Source organism: Anaerovibrio lipolyticus (assembly GCF_021531495.1).
Classification (GTDB): domain Bacteria; phylum Bacillota; class Negativicutes; order Selenomonadales; family Selenomonadaceae; genus Anaerovibrio.
Map to the genome: position 1 here is coordinate 1 of NZ_JADYTY010000040.1, position 13,762 is coordinate 13,762.

The 13,762-nt window shown below is 44.5% G+C and carries 13 protein-coding genes and 1 other annotated feature; of the genes, 12 read left to right on the plus strand and 1 reads right to left on the minus strand.

The annotated features are described in order from the left end of the window. The 5 genes from I6E26_RS10105 to I6E26_RS10125 all read left to right on the plus strand — a co-directional run. A partial coding sequence (locus I6E26_RS10105) for a hypothetical protein (RefSeq protein WP_235321740.1) occupies positions 1-851 on the plus strand: 851 nt, incomplete at its 5' end. Positions 852-1,223: 372 nt separating this feature from the next. Then, positions 1,224-1,463 (plus strand): hypothetical protein, encoded by a 240-nt coding sequence (locus I6E26_RS10110; RefSeq protein ID WP_235321741.1) that lies wholly within the window; start codon positions 1,224-1,226, stop codon positions 1,461-1,463. 39 nt (positions 1,464-1,502) lie between these two features. Further along, positions 1,503-1,740, plus strand: a binding site (T-box leader). 63 nt (positions 1,741-1,803) lie between these two features. Then, positions 1,804-2,823, plus strand: a complete 1,020-nt coding sequence (aroF, locus tag I6E26_RS10115) for a 3-deoxy-7-phosphoheptulonate synthase (protein ID WP_235321742.1) — start codon at positions 1,804-1,806, stop codon at positions 2,821-2,823. Next, positions 2,816-3,706 carry a prephenate dehydrogenase gene (locus I6E26_RS10120; protein ID WP_235321743.1) on the plus strand — a complete coding sequence of 297 codons (891 nt, stop codon included), beginning with the start codon at positions 2,816-2,818 and terminating at the stop codon, positions 3,704-3,706. Before aroF ends, I6E26_RS10120 begins: the two co-directional genes overlap by 8 nt. A 280-nt stretch (positions 3,707-3,986) precedes the next feature. Then, positions 3,987-5,225 (plus strand): sensor domain-containing diguanylate cyclase, encoded by a 1,239-nt coding sequence (locus I6E26_RS10125; protein ID WP_235321744.1) that lies wholly within the window; start codon positions 3,987-3,989, stop codon positions 5,223-5,225. An 86-nt stretch (positions 5,226-5,311) separates the two neighbouring features. On the opposite strand, the gene I6E26_RS10130 is transcribed toward I6E26_RS10125, so the two are convergent. Next, positions 5,312-7,066 carry an Rqc2 family fibronectin-binding protein gene (locus I6E26_RS10130; RefSeq protein ID WP_235321745.1) on the minus strand — a complete coding sequence of 585 codons (1,755 nt, stop codon included), beginning with the start codon at positions 7,064-7,066 and terminating at the stop codon, positions 5,312-5,314. A gap of 168 nt (positions 7,067-7,234) precedes the next feature. Here I6E26_RS10130 and I6E26_RS10135 point away from each other — a divergent pair, with 168 nt between their 5' ends. From I6E26_RS10135 to I6E26_RS10165, 7 genes are all read left to right on the plus strand, one after another. Then, on the plus strand, positions 7,235-7,963 hold the full coding sequence (locus I6E26_RS10135; protein ID WP_235321746.1) for a WecB/TagA/CpsF family glycosyltransferase: 729 nt from the start codon (positions 7,235-7,237) through the stop codon (positions 7,961-7,963). A gap of 50 nt (positions 7,964-8,013) precedes the next feature. Beyond that, positions 8,014-8,652, plus strand: coding sequence for a phosphatidylserine decarboxylase family protein (locus I6E26_RS10140; protein WP_235321747.1), 639 nt, complete (start codon positions 8,014-8,016; stop codon positions 8,650-8,652). Then, the gene (gene pssA, locus I6E26_RS10145; RefSeq protein WP_235321748.1) at positions 8,652-9,356 is read left to right on the plus strand and encodes a CDP-diacylglycerol--serine O-phosphatidyltransferase; all 705 of its coding nucleotides are present in this window, start codon (positions 8,652-8,654) and stop codon (positions 9,354-9,356) included. Before I6E26_RS10140 ends, pssA begins: the two co-directional genes overlap by 1 nt. A gap of 44 nt (positions 9,357-9,400) precedes the next feature. Continuing rightward, on the plus strand, positions 9,401-10,642 hold the full coding sequence (locus I6E26_RS10150; RefSeq protein ID WP_235321749.1) for a glycosyltransferase family 2 protein: 1,242 nt from the start codon (positions 9,401-9,403) through the stop codon (positions 10,640-10,642). Between the two features lie 125 nt (positions 10,643-10,767). Next, positions 10,768-11,148: a 6-carboxytetrahydropterin synthase QueD gene (gene queD, locus I6E26_RS10155; protein ID WP_235321750.1), complete on the plus strand. Its 381-nt coding sequence runs from the start codon at positions 10,768-10,770 to the stop codon at positions 11,146-11,148. Positions 11,149-11,156: 8 nt separating this feature from the next. Then, a complete protein-coding gene (locus I6E26_RS10160; RefSeq protein ID WP_235321751.1) occupies positions 11,157-11,894 on the plus strand; it encodes a 7-carboxy-7-deazaguanine synthase QueE in 738 nt (245 codons plus the stop codon). 78 nt (positions 11,895-11,972) lie between these two features. Then, positions 11,973-13,667 (plus strand): phosphoethanolamine transferase, encoded by a 1,695-nt coding sequence (locus tag I6E26_RS10165; RefSeq protein ID WP_235321752.1) that lies wholly within the window; start codon positions 11,973-11,975, stop codon positions 13,665-13,667. Positions 13,668-13,762: the final 95 nt, after the last annotated feature.

The following is a 13,762-nucleotide window of genomic DNA, read 5'->3' on the forward strand; positions in this document are numbered from 1 at the left end:
GAATGGTACAGCAAATTGGTAATTATCAATTTAGAATGTTGGCGATGACTTGTCCGGTAGCTGCTGAATATGCCTTGCTTTCGCCTAATGCTATGGAGCTGCAGCAAATTAGCTGTGAAGAGGATACATATGCCTGGAAACTGATGGCAAAGAATTGTAATATGAAGAATGTACCTAATGATTTGGCTGCTGTTCATATTATGATGGGAGGCTTAGCCATTTTGCAAAATACTTCCTATACCTTTGAGCAACGCTTGGTACTATTAGGCTTATTCCTGGACAGAGTAGAAGATTGTCAGCAGGATGTAGAAGCTGTGTCAGGTTTGATAGAATATTACAACAGTGATGTATTCCAGCAGGAAATTTCAAACCTGTGGGAGAATTGGCAATATTATCCAGTTGCTCATCACCAATTTATGAATGGCATTATTACAGTGCTAAGGCAAGAAAAAGAATTATTAATATCCAGCGAGCATTGGCAGGTAATGAATGATTATTATAACAATGTATATGAGGAAAGGCATCATTTTGTGCAAGAGCGTTTAGGAAGTGTCCTAGAACGATATTGGCAGAATGAATGGCTTTTTCATGCTTATCCATATTCCTTTAGTGGTGGTTTTTTGCATAATTATTTTTCATATTTGATAGCTTATGAACTGTGCCAATTGGTGATTCATAGCACCTATGCCTTAGACAATGCATGGGATGAAAGAAATATATTAGATGTGCTGGGAAAGTTCTCAAAATCATTTGATCATAAGCGGGATTTTTCCAAAGCCTTAGTTAAGGAAACAGAGATATTTGAACGAGAGCCATTAAAGCTGATGCAGGTGTTGTTAAGATTACAGTAGATATTTATTTTGCAAATTCTGATTTGCAGAATACATCTTATCCACTATTAATGGCGATATAGGAGTACCCTTTCAGGCACGCTCTCGCTACTTTTCTCGCCTAGCGGTACTAAAGCTCTCATGAGGCAATTCGTGGCTGACGCCCCGAAAGCTCATGAATCGCTAAGTACCGAGGCGCGAAGAGTACCTGTGCAGGGTACTCCCATACCGCTCGTTAGTGTATTCATTGAGTCTTTCCGCTTTGGTACTGTTTGTAATAACCGATTTTCTACAAAGGTAGCAGAATTATAGGGATTGACAATATCGATAAGCCTTGATGATTCGACAACAGCCGGAGGGGCATGACACTTTTGCGTCGGGAGACTCCTGCTTTTGCGTAGCAAAAGTGGCCCCGGTGGCACTCTCTATCATTACGGCCTCTGTGAATTGGCTCAGCGACAAGCGGTATTAATGCGTAAGGCTAAACCATCAGATAGGGCCATTAAGTCGGACAGAGCAAAAGTCGTTATGACCGCAGGCTGTATCTCGAGAATCTTTGACATCCCGAATTATATTTACATTCTTAGGGAGATAGGCAACTCGGCAAATCAGAATTTTGGCAAAAAATCTTGACAATTATTGTCAAAGTGGTTACAATAAAAATCAATAAAGTTAAATGCTATGAGCAAGAGAAATCCAGTGGGGGCTTGACAGAGAGCTGTGGGTTGCTGTGACACAGTAGAGGAAGCTGGGAATATACACTTGTGAGCTGCAGGCTGAAGTCATCTTGTGGATGATTGTAGGTTACGCCGGATTGTCTCCGTTATCATGGACTAGGATATGTTAGTATCTGAAAAGAGTGCTTGCGAAAGTAAGCAGGGTGGTACCACGGTTAGCAGCCGTCCCTGTATTCAGGGGCGGTTTTTTTGTATTCAAATTTAAAAATTGTATGATATAATTGGAGGAGATTTTTATGATTATCGTTATGGCACCCCATTCTACTGAGGATGAGTTGAAGAATGTAATTGATAAAATTGAAGAAAAAGGTCTGGGGGTTCACCTGTCCAAGGGAGCCAGCCGTACCATTGTAGGAGTTATTGGGGACAAGGCTGAGATTGGCAAATTGGAAATGCAGCATCTTAGCGGAGTGGAGAAAACAGTGCGGATTACAGAGAAATACAAATTGGTAAGCAGAGAATTTAAGAAAAACAATACCATTGTTAATGTAGATGGAGTGGAAATCGGCGGCAGCAAGCCTGTAGTGATGGCTGGTCCTTGTGCTGTGGAAAGCATGGAACAGCTGATGGAATCTGCTGAGGCTGTGGCTAGTGCTGGAGCTCAGTTCCTGCGGGGAGGTGCCTTCAAGCCTCGTACCTCTCCTTATGATTTCCAAGGCTTGGCAGAGGAAGGCTTGAAGATGCTGAGAACTGCTGCTGATGCCAACGGTCTGAAGGTTGTTACCGAGGTGGTAGATCAGCGCTCTATTGAAACTGTAGCCCGCTATGCTGATGTATTGCAGATTGGCGCTAGAAATATGCAGAACTTCCAGCTATTGAAGGAAGTAGGCCGGGCAGGCCGTCCAGTTATGTTGAAGCGGGGTCTTTGTGCTACCATTAAGGAATGGCTCAATGCAGCAGAGTACATTATGAGCGAGGGCTGTGATGATGTTATCTTCTGCGAGCGCGGTATCCGTACCTATGAAACCTACACCCGCAATACCTTGGATTTGAGTGCTGTGGCAGCTATCAAGGAGCTGTCCCATCTGCCAATTATTGTAGATCCAAGTCATGGTACTGGACGTCGCAGTATGGTAAGACCTATGGCTATGGCAGCTATTGCAGCCGGTGCTGATGGCTTGATTATTGAGGTTCATCCACATCCAGAGGTTGCCTTGTCTGATGGAGAACAGTCCCTGACTCCTGCTGATTTCCGCTCCGTTATGGAGGATGTAAACAAGCTGGCAGCTATGTTGAGAGGTGAGGCTGATGCCTAAGTTAAAGCTTGCTATTATTGGTGTAGGTCTTATTGGTGGTTCTCTAGGAATGTGTCTTAAGGATAGGCTAGGGGATGAAATATACATTACTGGTATGTGTCGGACTCAGGCCTCTATGGACAAGGCTGTGGAACTGGGGGCGGTGGATTTTGCCTCTAGCAATCCAGAGCAGGTGGTAAAGGAAGCAGATATTATTTTCCTGAGTACCCCTGTATTGCAAATGGTGCCTATGGTGGAGAAGCTGCTGCCCTTTATTAAGCCGGGAGCAGTGATTACAGATGCCGGCAGTACCAAGCAGTATATCTGGAATGAGCTTAAGAAAATCCTGCCAGACAATATTTATTATGTGCCAGGCCATCCGATGACTGGTCGGGAAATGAGCGGTGTGGCTGCGGCCAAAAAGGATTTGTTTCAAAACAAATGCTATGTAATTGTGGAAAAGGATGATGTGCCAGCAGAAATTCACAACAAGGTTTGTGAGCTGGTAAAGCTGACTGGGGCCAATCTTACAACCTTGGATATAGCCAAGCATGATCGTTGTGCTTCGGTTATCAGTCATATTCCTCATGTGGCTGCTGCTGCGCTGGTTACTCTATTGAATCGAAGCCACGGAGATCAGGAGGCCTGCCTAAAGCTGGCAGGAGGCGGCTTCAAGGATACTACTCGTATTGCTTCCTCTAACGCTGATATGTGGGCTGATATCTGCATGACTAATAGTGAAGCTATTATCAATCATATTCATCTTTTGCAGGGCATCTTAGGGGAAGTGGCTCAGGCTATTGCCAGTGGCGATAGACAGGCTGTCCATGATTATTTTGCTCACTCCAAGGAGCGTCGTGACAGTATTCTAGAGCAGACGAAGAATATGTATGAATTAATCTAATGCACAAGTCTTTTGTCCTAGATAAAGACATTAACATTATATGAAAATAGGAGCTAGACCGTGTCTATAGGAGATAGTGGCTGGCTCCTGATTTTTTTTGTAGTCATATAGTGGGAGAATTAATTGCGCAAATATTGAGTAATATTTTTAGCTATGATAAAATATGTGCAAGTGTTTATTTTGGCTTGTTAGGCATTAGAGGGCCATCACTTCAAGACAAAGCGAATGAATAGTATAATCTACTTGAAATAAGATAGTATGCTGACAGGGGGAGAGCAATTTGTATAGATGTGATCTAAATATTCTATTGCTCAATATGAATGAGGCTGTGGTGACGGCTATTAAAGAGGTGGAGCCTCGGGAATGGTTTAGTCATAATTTTATTTGCGAAAATAGTCTCAAAGATGGTTATGAGGATAAAATAGATATTGTTATTTTTAGGGATAATGGGACAGATTGTATAAATAGAATAAGGCAGGTTCTGGGGGAGGCCTTGTGTATTTATTGTACAGACAGGGCTTCGGAGCTAAGCTGTCAGGAATTGGAACAGCTTCATGATATTTGGCCAGAGAAGCTGGTGCCTGCTACAGCAAAATTGCTTTTTACCCGTTTGATGGATAATGAAAAGTTGAAAAAGGATGCCTGGCTGTGGAATACGGAGTTGGAGGCTGTTATAGATACCAGTCTGGACTTGATTTGGTTCAAGGGGCGTTTTGGTGAGCATTGGCGTGTAAATAATGCCTTTTGTGATACGGTGAAAAAGACAAAAGAGGATATTCGTGGCAAGCAGCATTATTATATTTGGGATTTGACACCGGAGGAATATGAGGATGGCCAGTATGTCTGCATTGAGACAGAGCAGGATGTAAAGCTGGCTGGTCACACCTGCCGTTATCGTGAGCAGGTAAAGGGTTCTAGCGGCATGAAGGAGCTGTTGACCTACAAGACACCTCTTTATTATAAGGGAAACTTTATTGGTACTGTTGGTGTAGCCAAGGATATTACCAAGGAGGAGGCCTATCGGAAAAAGCTTTTGCAGCAGGCTCAGACTGATGAGTTGACAGGCTTGGCTAACCGGCGGTATTTCTACTATAGTATGCAGAAAATGGATACGGATAGTTTGGCGGTTATTTATTTTGATTTGGACAGCTTCAAACAGCTTAATGATGAATATGGCCATCAGGCAGGAGATGCTGCTCTGGCAGGATTTGCTACCCTGCTGCAGGCAAGTTTTGCTGATGGTATTATTGCCCGTATGGGTGGTGATGAATTTGTGGTGGCTCTGCAGGGAGAATATACCAAAGAGGAAATGTGCCAAAAACTGGACGGCTTTATGGAGAAGATGCGGGCTTTCTTTGCTATGAACCATGAGTTCAAAAATCTATCTGTCAGCATTGGTGTACTGTTGGAAAAGAATAATGATGGGCAGGTAGATGTTCTATTGCACAAAAGTGATGAGGCTATGTACACGGCCAAAAAGAGTGGCAAAAATCGTTATTGCTTCTATGATGATATTTGACATTGGCTCCCTGTCGTGGGGACAAAATAAAAAATCCCATGTCCGAAAGGGGACATGGGAGCTGTAGGGGGAGAGAATCCCCCTTTTTAAATGCTTTGAAGCAGGATAGGCTGTAATATCTCCTGCTCTGGGGTTACATAGAGAGTGGTCTGGTTGGTGAAGATCACAAAGCCAGGCTTGGCACCAGAAGGTTTTTTGACAAATTTGGCTTTGGTATAGTCCACAGGCACTTTGGAGGAACCCTTGGCCTGAGAGAAGTGAACCGCCAGATAGCTGGCCAGCAAAATAGTATCCTCATCTGGCTCCTGCCCATCACAGCGGAGAATAACATGGGAGCCGGGGATATTCTGGGTATGGAACCAGATATCGTTGGGATTGGCTATTTTGAAGGTTAATCTGTCATTCTGATAATTGTTTTTACCAACTAAAATAGTGGAGCCATCTGGGGCGGTAAATTTGAAAGGCTGGGATTGCTTTTCCGCAGCATGCTTTTTAGGCTTTTCCCGGAGAATACCGCTGGCAATCAGCTCTGCCTTTATTTCATTGATTTCCGCCAGCTTGGAGGAGGATTCCAAAGAAGCCTCAATGGAGGCTAGATAGTCTATTTCCTCTAGACAGTGTTGCAGCTGCTGTTCCAACAGCACCTTGCCTCGCTTTAATTTGTCGTATTTTTTGTAATAGGCCTGGATATTTTCCACAATGGACAGTCGCTGATCCATGACAATGGTAATTTCACAGCCAGCTTCATCATAGATATTGGGAACTTTGATTTCTGCATCCTGTCTATCCTTGAACTGGTACTGATAGGTCATAAGATTGTCAGCCTTGATACGGTAGTCCTCTGCATTGTCAGCAGCGGCAATATCATCCTTCAGCTTTTGCACCTTGTTCTGGGCTCGATGCAGTTCATTTTTCACCAGCTTTTTGAATCTATCCTGATCCGGCACCTGATAGCTGCCTACCAAATCTGAGGCTTTGCTTAGCATGGCGCTGATGGTGTCAAAGGTAAGGGTATTTTCTTCTGTGAAATAGTGGAGAGGGAAGGAGGCAGAGGCCAGCAGCTTGTTGTTTTTGTCCACCACAATAGAGGCTAGACCGCAAGGCTCCTGAAAGCTTTCCTTGATTTCCGCTAGAGAATCTGCTAGAGATTGCCAATCCCCCGGATTCAGTTCTGCTACGGGAATATTGTTAGGCAATCCTGCACCGAAAGCAGTTTCCTTGGCGGTAACAGGGCCAAAGCCTAGACAGGTATCCAAAATGGCCTTGCTGAGCTTTAGTTCTGTTTTGGTCTGCAGGGCAGAGATAATATCTGGTATAGGCACCTCCAGCAGATTCAGCTTGTTCTGCTGAGGGGGCAGAATATATTTATCCCCTGGCAATATGGTGCGGATTCGGCTGGAATTGGCGCCTACCTTGCGAAGGGAGTCAATAATCATGCCGTCCTGCACCAGAATAATATTGCTGTATTTGCCCATTAGCTCTACCATAAGGGATTTGGTAATAATCTGGCCTCCGGCAGCCAAAAAGTCAATATCCACAATCAGCAGTCTATCCAGACCGTATTGACGCACACTGGCAATACGGCCGGTTTCCAGATGCTTTCTCAGCACCATGCAGAACATGGGAGGCTCAGGAGGATTCTCTGGTGCCTTGTCCACAATATGCATGGCAGGATTTTGAGGATTGATGCTGATATGCAGCATAATATTTTTGCCCGGCATCCGCAGGGCCATAATAATGGATTGCTTGTTGGGCTGATTTATTTTGTCAATGCGTCCTCCGGCAATGGCTCTATCCAGCTCAATGGAAAGAGGATGCATGGAAATACCGTCTAAGCTCATGGTAATTCCTCCTGTGTTAGTTATTTCTTACAATATAATAGAATAACATTTGCTATGGCAATGGTCAATGCGGAGAGGAAAATGAAATAAATAGGCTTGTACATTCCTTTTCAATTGTGGTAATATATAGGTTAGGATTTTTTAGCAATAGATATGGGAGGTAGATGAATGTCATTAAAGCAAGCTGAGATTCTTGGCGTTAATGTAAATTCATTGACTATGGTTCAGGCTGTTGAAAAAGTTCAGCAGTTTATAGATGAAAGAAAAAATGCCCTGGTGGCTACCGCCAATGCAGAGATGTTGATGCGGGCTACTCAGGATGAGGAATTGAAGCATATTTTGAATAATGCAGACCTGGTGGTTCCTGATGGAGCTGGTACAGTCTGGGCAGCCAACTATCTGGGGGTGGAAATGCCAGAAAGGGTGGCTGGCTATGATTTGGCCCAGGAACTGATGCGGGAGGCACCTGGCCGAGGGGATAGAATCTATTTCTTCGGTTCTGCTCCTGGGGTAGCGGAATCGGCCAGGGAAAAGGCTATGGAGCTGTATCCAGGTATCAAGATTGTAGGTACTCGCAATGGATTTTTCAGTGAGGCAGATGAGCCAGAGATTATTGCTGAAATCAAGGCTGCCAGACCGGATATCCTTTTGGCGGCTCTAGGGGTGCCAAAGCAGGAAAAATGGCTGTACAAATACCGCCAGGCGCTGCAGGTTCCTGTAGCCATTGGTGTAGGAGGCACTCTGGATGTTATGGCCGGTGTGATGCAGAGAGCACCACTCTGGATGCAGAAGGCCAAGCTGGAATGGCTTTTCCGTGGCTTGAAGCAGCCTAGCCGTGCTGGCAGATTGCTGGCCTTGCCTAAGTTTGTCATGAAGGTTATGGCTAGTAAGAAATAATTTTAATTAGTGTGTACTTCAGATATTTTTATCTGTGGAGGTGTGGAATAATGAATCGTGGCCCTGTAGTCAGGGAAGGTTATATTTATATTGCAGCTGCTCTCTTCCTGGCAGTGGTAATGTATTTTGGTTTTGGTGTGGCTGTGGCAGTTCCTTTTGTGGTGCTGGCATGCTATTTTACTTATTTTTTTAGAAATCCGGATCGTACTATTCCTACAGACGAGCATCTGGTGGTTTCTCCGGCAGATGGTACTGTGCAGGATGTGGTGGAGCTGGAGGATGATGATTTTGTCAAGGGGCCTTGCACCAAGATTATCATTTTCCTGTCTGTATTTAATGTTCATGTTAACCGCAGTCCTATTGCGGGCGAGATAAAATGCCAGAAATATGTGTGCGGCCGCTTCCGTCCTGCTTACAAGGATGAGGTAGGCTTTGAGAATGAACGGCATATGCTGGGCATTGAGAATGAAAAGGGCTTTCGGGTGACTGTTACCCAGATTGCCGGCATTTTGGCCCGCCGTATTGTTTCCTGGGTTACTCTTGATGATAATATGTCCAAGGGACAGGTTTACGGCCTGATTAAATTTGGCTCCTGTACAGAGCTGGTTGTACCACGGAATGTGGAGGTTCTGGTGAAAAAGGGAGATAAGGTTCGTGGCGGTGAGAGCGTTCTGGGGAGGATTAAATAATGTTTAGTAAATCATGGGTGCCAAATGGTCTAACCTCAATGAATCTGGTTTTTGGTATGTGCTCCATTCTCTTTACCTTTCATGGTGAGCTGGAAAAGGCGGCGATTTGTATTTTGCTGGCTCTGGTAGCAGATGGTCTGGATGGCCGCTCCGCTAGAGCTTTGCATGTTAGCAGTGAGATTGGCAAGGAAATGGATTCTCTTTGCGATTTGGTTTCCTTTGGTGCGGCACCGGCCTTTTTGGCCTATAGTCTCCAGCTGGAGAATTTTGGCGTTTTGGGCTGGGTGGCAGCTATTTTCTTTGCAGTTTGCGGTATGGGCCGTTTGGCTCGTTTTAATGTTAGCACTGATGTGGTACATGGCTATTTTATGGGCTTGGCTATTCCAGCCGGTGGCTGTTTGATTGCTACATCTACTTTGCTGTTTAAGGGCATTGGCTTTGATTTGAATCAGCTGTCCTATGCTTATCCTGTGCTTGTAATGGTGGTAGGCTATTTGATGGTCAGCACAGTTCATTATCCTAATTTCAAGGGTGATGGGGCTGAGAAGATGAATCTGGTGGCCAAGGCTGTTGCTGCTGTAGTATTTTTGGCAATATTGTACCTGGGCATGGATGCCATTGTTTCAGCCTTGCTGTTTGCAGTATTTGCTTCCTACGCTATTTTCGGCATTATCAATCATACTATCAATCTGGCAGGCAAATAAGCCTAGTCGGGAAAATTTTACAAACCAAAGGAGAAAGCTAGTTCATGAATTTTCCATTTGATATAGTAATGGTGCCACTGCAGATAATTATTTTCCTATTTACAGTGTATTTTTTCTTTATTGGATTTTTCGGCCTGTGGCGTTTCAAGGAAAAGAAAATTACCACCCCGGAGAAAACTATGGCGGTTATTGTGGCTGCCCATAATGAGCAGGCGGTTATTGGCCAGCTGGTAGAGAATCTCAAACAGTTGGAATATCCCAAGGAGCTTTATGATATTTATGTTATTGCAGATAATTGCTCCGATAATACGGCTAAGGTAGCTGGAGAGGCTGGCGCCATTGTTTGTGAGCGTACCCATCCTACCAAGAAGAGCAAGGGCTATGCTTTGGAGTGGATGTTTGAGAAGCTCTTTGCTATGGACAAGAAGTATGATGCTGTGTGTATCTTTGATGCAGATAATCTGGTGCACCCTCGTTTCCTTATGGAGATGAATCATCATCTCTGCAAGGGAGCCAAGATTATTCAGGGTTATTTGGATGCCAAGAATCCTTATGATACCTGGGTAGCGGGCACCTTTGCCATTGCTTTCTGGGTAATCGACCATATTTCTCATTTGGCTAAGACCAATCTGGGCTTGTCTGCTGTATTGGGCGGTACTGGTATGTGTATTACCACTGATGTGTTGAAGCAATATGGCTGGCGGGCTACCTGTCTGGTTGAGGATATGGAATTTACCATGAAGTCTTTGGCTCATGGTATTAAGACTACCTGGGCTCATGATGCTATTGTTTATGATGAAAAGCCTTTGACCTTTATGCAGTCCTGGAATCAGCGTAAGCGCTGGGCGCAGGGACAGTTTGATGTGGCTCATCGCTTTATTCCGGTTATGTTTAAAGAGGGTATCAAGCGTCGGGATATTCGTATTCTGGATGGCTGTATTTATTTGCTGCAGCCCCATTTCCTGATGATTTCCACCTTCTTCATTATTGCCAGCTATTGTCAGCTGTGGTTTGGCCAGTTCTATACCAGCATCTATACTTTTATGCCTTCTGAGCTGATGACGGCTATTATGATGGGACAGTATATTCTGCCTATGATTATCCTGCTGAAGATTCGTGCCAAGCTGAAGGCCTGGTTCTACTTGCTGTTGTATCCTGTGTTTATTTATTCCTGGATACCTATTGTGTTCATAGGCTTTTTCAAGCGTAATGACCATGAGTGGAGCCATACCAAGCACACCCGGGCTATTAGCTATGACCAGCTGATGAAGAACAAGAAGAAATAACAAGGTGGAGCTAATATCTCCCTTGGTGATTGCCTTGTAGTAAGAAAATGCAGGGGGTATAACAAAGGATATGTTTTTCGGAGGCCTCTCAGGAGGTCTCTTTTTGTCTGAAAGGATGTAAGAAAATGTTTGAGATACATGTAAGTGCGGAATTTGAAGCAGCTCACCGTGTAGCAGGCTATCCTGGCAAATGTGATCGTATTCACGGTCATAGCTGGACTGTGGAGGCTGTAGTTCGGGGTGAAAAGCTGGATAAGCTAGGGATGCTGGTGGATTTTAAGCTGGTAAAGGGAAAGTTGAGAGAGCTTTTGGAAACTTTGGATCATCGTATGCTGAACGAATTGCCAGCCTTTGCTGATGGCAAGAATCCTACGGCAGAGAATATTGCTCAGTATGTTTATCAGGAAATGGCCAAGGCGGAGTTTTTCCAGACCATGCCTCATATTGCTCTGCAGCAGATTCAGGTTTGGGAATCGCCAAAATCCTCTGTGATTTATTCTGAGTGAGGTGGACTATGCAGACAAATATTATTGAGATATTTTCTTCTGTGCAGGGAGAGGGCCGCTATGTAGGATGCCGTCAGCTTTTTGTGAGATTTGAGGGCTGTAATCTTCACTGCGGTTACTGCGATACGGAGAATGAGGCTGGGGCGCATCTTATGTGCAATGTAGAGATTGCTCCTGGGGCCAGACGCTTTCGGGAGATTATCAATCCTTTGGATGCCAATGAAGCTGCTGCCTATATAAATCAGTTTCTTTTGGAGCTGCCTCATCAGGCAGTTAGCCTTACTGGGGGCGAGCCTTTGCTGCAGACTAGATTTTTGCAGGAGCTGCTGCCTATGGTGCAGGGGAAAATCATGCTGGAAACCAATGGTACATTGCCAGAAAGGTTGGCAGAGGTTTTGCCACTGGTGGATATTATCAGCATGGATATTAAGCTGCCTCAGAATACCGGGGTAGATATGTGGTCTAAGCACAAGGAGTTCCTGCAGCTGGCGGTGGACAATCACAAGGATGTCTATGCCAAGCTGGTGCTGCCGGGAGATTTGGTGGAGGAGGATTTTCAGAAGGCTGTGGAAGTAATTGCTTCCGTAGATGACAATACCTTGCTGATACTCCAGCCAGTGACACCTATGAATGGTGTACCGCCTATTGAGCCTGGCAGGGTTCTGGAGCTGCAGCAAATGGCTCTGGAGCGACTAAAGGATGTGCGGGTTATTCCTCAGACTCACCGCATGATGGATCAACTGTAAGTCAGTGTCCTGTTAATTCTCTCTATACATGATGGAGATCCGGCAGGTGGGGGTTCTAATAGTAAGGAGATTGGGTGAATGAAAAACATTCTGGATAGATTTGTGGTTGGTGTATCCCAGCTGTTGCAGCGGCAGGGAGGCTTTTATCTGGCCTTCTTCATTTTCAATTGTCTGCCTATGTGCTGCTATATGGTTATGAAGAAAAATGGTGAAGCTATGTGCAGCTTTGCTGGCTTTATGCTGTTGATAAACCTGCTGTTGGTTTTTCTGCTGGATAAGCTGCCAGATAGACCGCAGAAATGGCTGAAGAATATATTGTTGGTGGTATTCTTTGTGCCCTTTGTGATTGAGGGAGTAGTGGTATATAATTATACAGCTCTCATTGGAGTGGGGGTAGTTGCTTCTCTGTTGGAAACCAATTTAAAGGAGGCAGGGGAGTTTATTACCATGTATGCAGGGCCTCAGGATATAGCAAGGGTAATTGCTCTGTTGTGTATTCTGGCTTTGCTGGCTTTGAACAAACCTTGGCGGAAGCTGCATTTTGATGCCGTAGGCAAAAAGGTGCTTACCTCCTGTCTTTTGGCGGTATCCTTAATCTATACAGTGATGCTTTTCAGTCTCCATATTGATGTGCTGTGGGATACCATGTTCCCTATGCAGCGGCTGGTGCTGTCCTCTAAGACAGCTTTTGAGAATATTCAGGCCTATCGGGAGCTGTCTTCCAAGCTGGATACGGATATTCAGCTTACCCGCAATAATGGTAAAATCAAGAATGTGGTATTTATTCTTGGTGAGTCTACCAATCGGAATCATATGCATCTTTATGGCTATTATTTGCCTAATACGCCTAATCTGGACGATATGGCCAACCGAGGGGAAATCAGCGTGTTTAGGGATGTAGTAAGTCCTCATTCCACAACTATTGCTGTGCTGAGCAAGCTGTTTACCTTCTGTCATAATGAGTCGGATAAGCCTTGGTATGAATACAATAATCTGATTGATATTATGAACAGTGCCGGCTATAAAACTCATTGGCTGTCCAATCAGGAAAGCTCTGGTATCTGGGGTAATGTGGCCCAGATTTATGCTGCTCATAGCAAGGTAAGCCATTTTACCAGAATCCGTGATTCTCGTGAGGATGATGGACTGGAGGATGGAGCTCTGTTTCCATTGGTGGATGATGCCATTGCCCAGCGGGCTGGCGACAAGAATTTTTATGTGGTTCATCTGATGGGTGGTCATGGTCTGTATTACAATCGCTTCCCATATATCTTTACCAAATTTACCAAGGATGATATTCAGCTGGATGTAAATGAGGCTCAGAAGGAAGTTATTGCTCAATATGATGATGCTCTGTACTACAATGATTATATTGTCAGTGGTATTATTGATAAGTATCGGGAGCTGCAGGAGGATAGTATCGTTATCTATGTGCCGGATCATGGCGAGGCTGTTTATGATGAAGGCGGGTTCACGGGGCATATTGAGGAAAATCCAAGCCGTCATATGATTGAGATTCCGGTTATTGTTTGGGCTTCTGATAAGTTCAAGGAGCTGCATCCGGAGAAATGGGCTGCTATTCAGCAGGCTGTAAATCGTCCTTATATGACGGATGATATGATTCATACTGTATTGGATATTGTGGATATTCAGACCTCGGATTATGATGCAACCCGTAGTATTATTAATCCAAATTTTGATGCAACTAGACCGCGGATATTTGATAATAAGGATTATGATAGGGAAATTTTGACAGGGCTGACAAATTCTTGATTTACCGATATATATCCTTGTAATATATGGCGATATGGGAGTACCCTTTCAGGCACGCTCTCGCTACTTTTCTCGCCTAGCGGTACTAAAGCTCT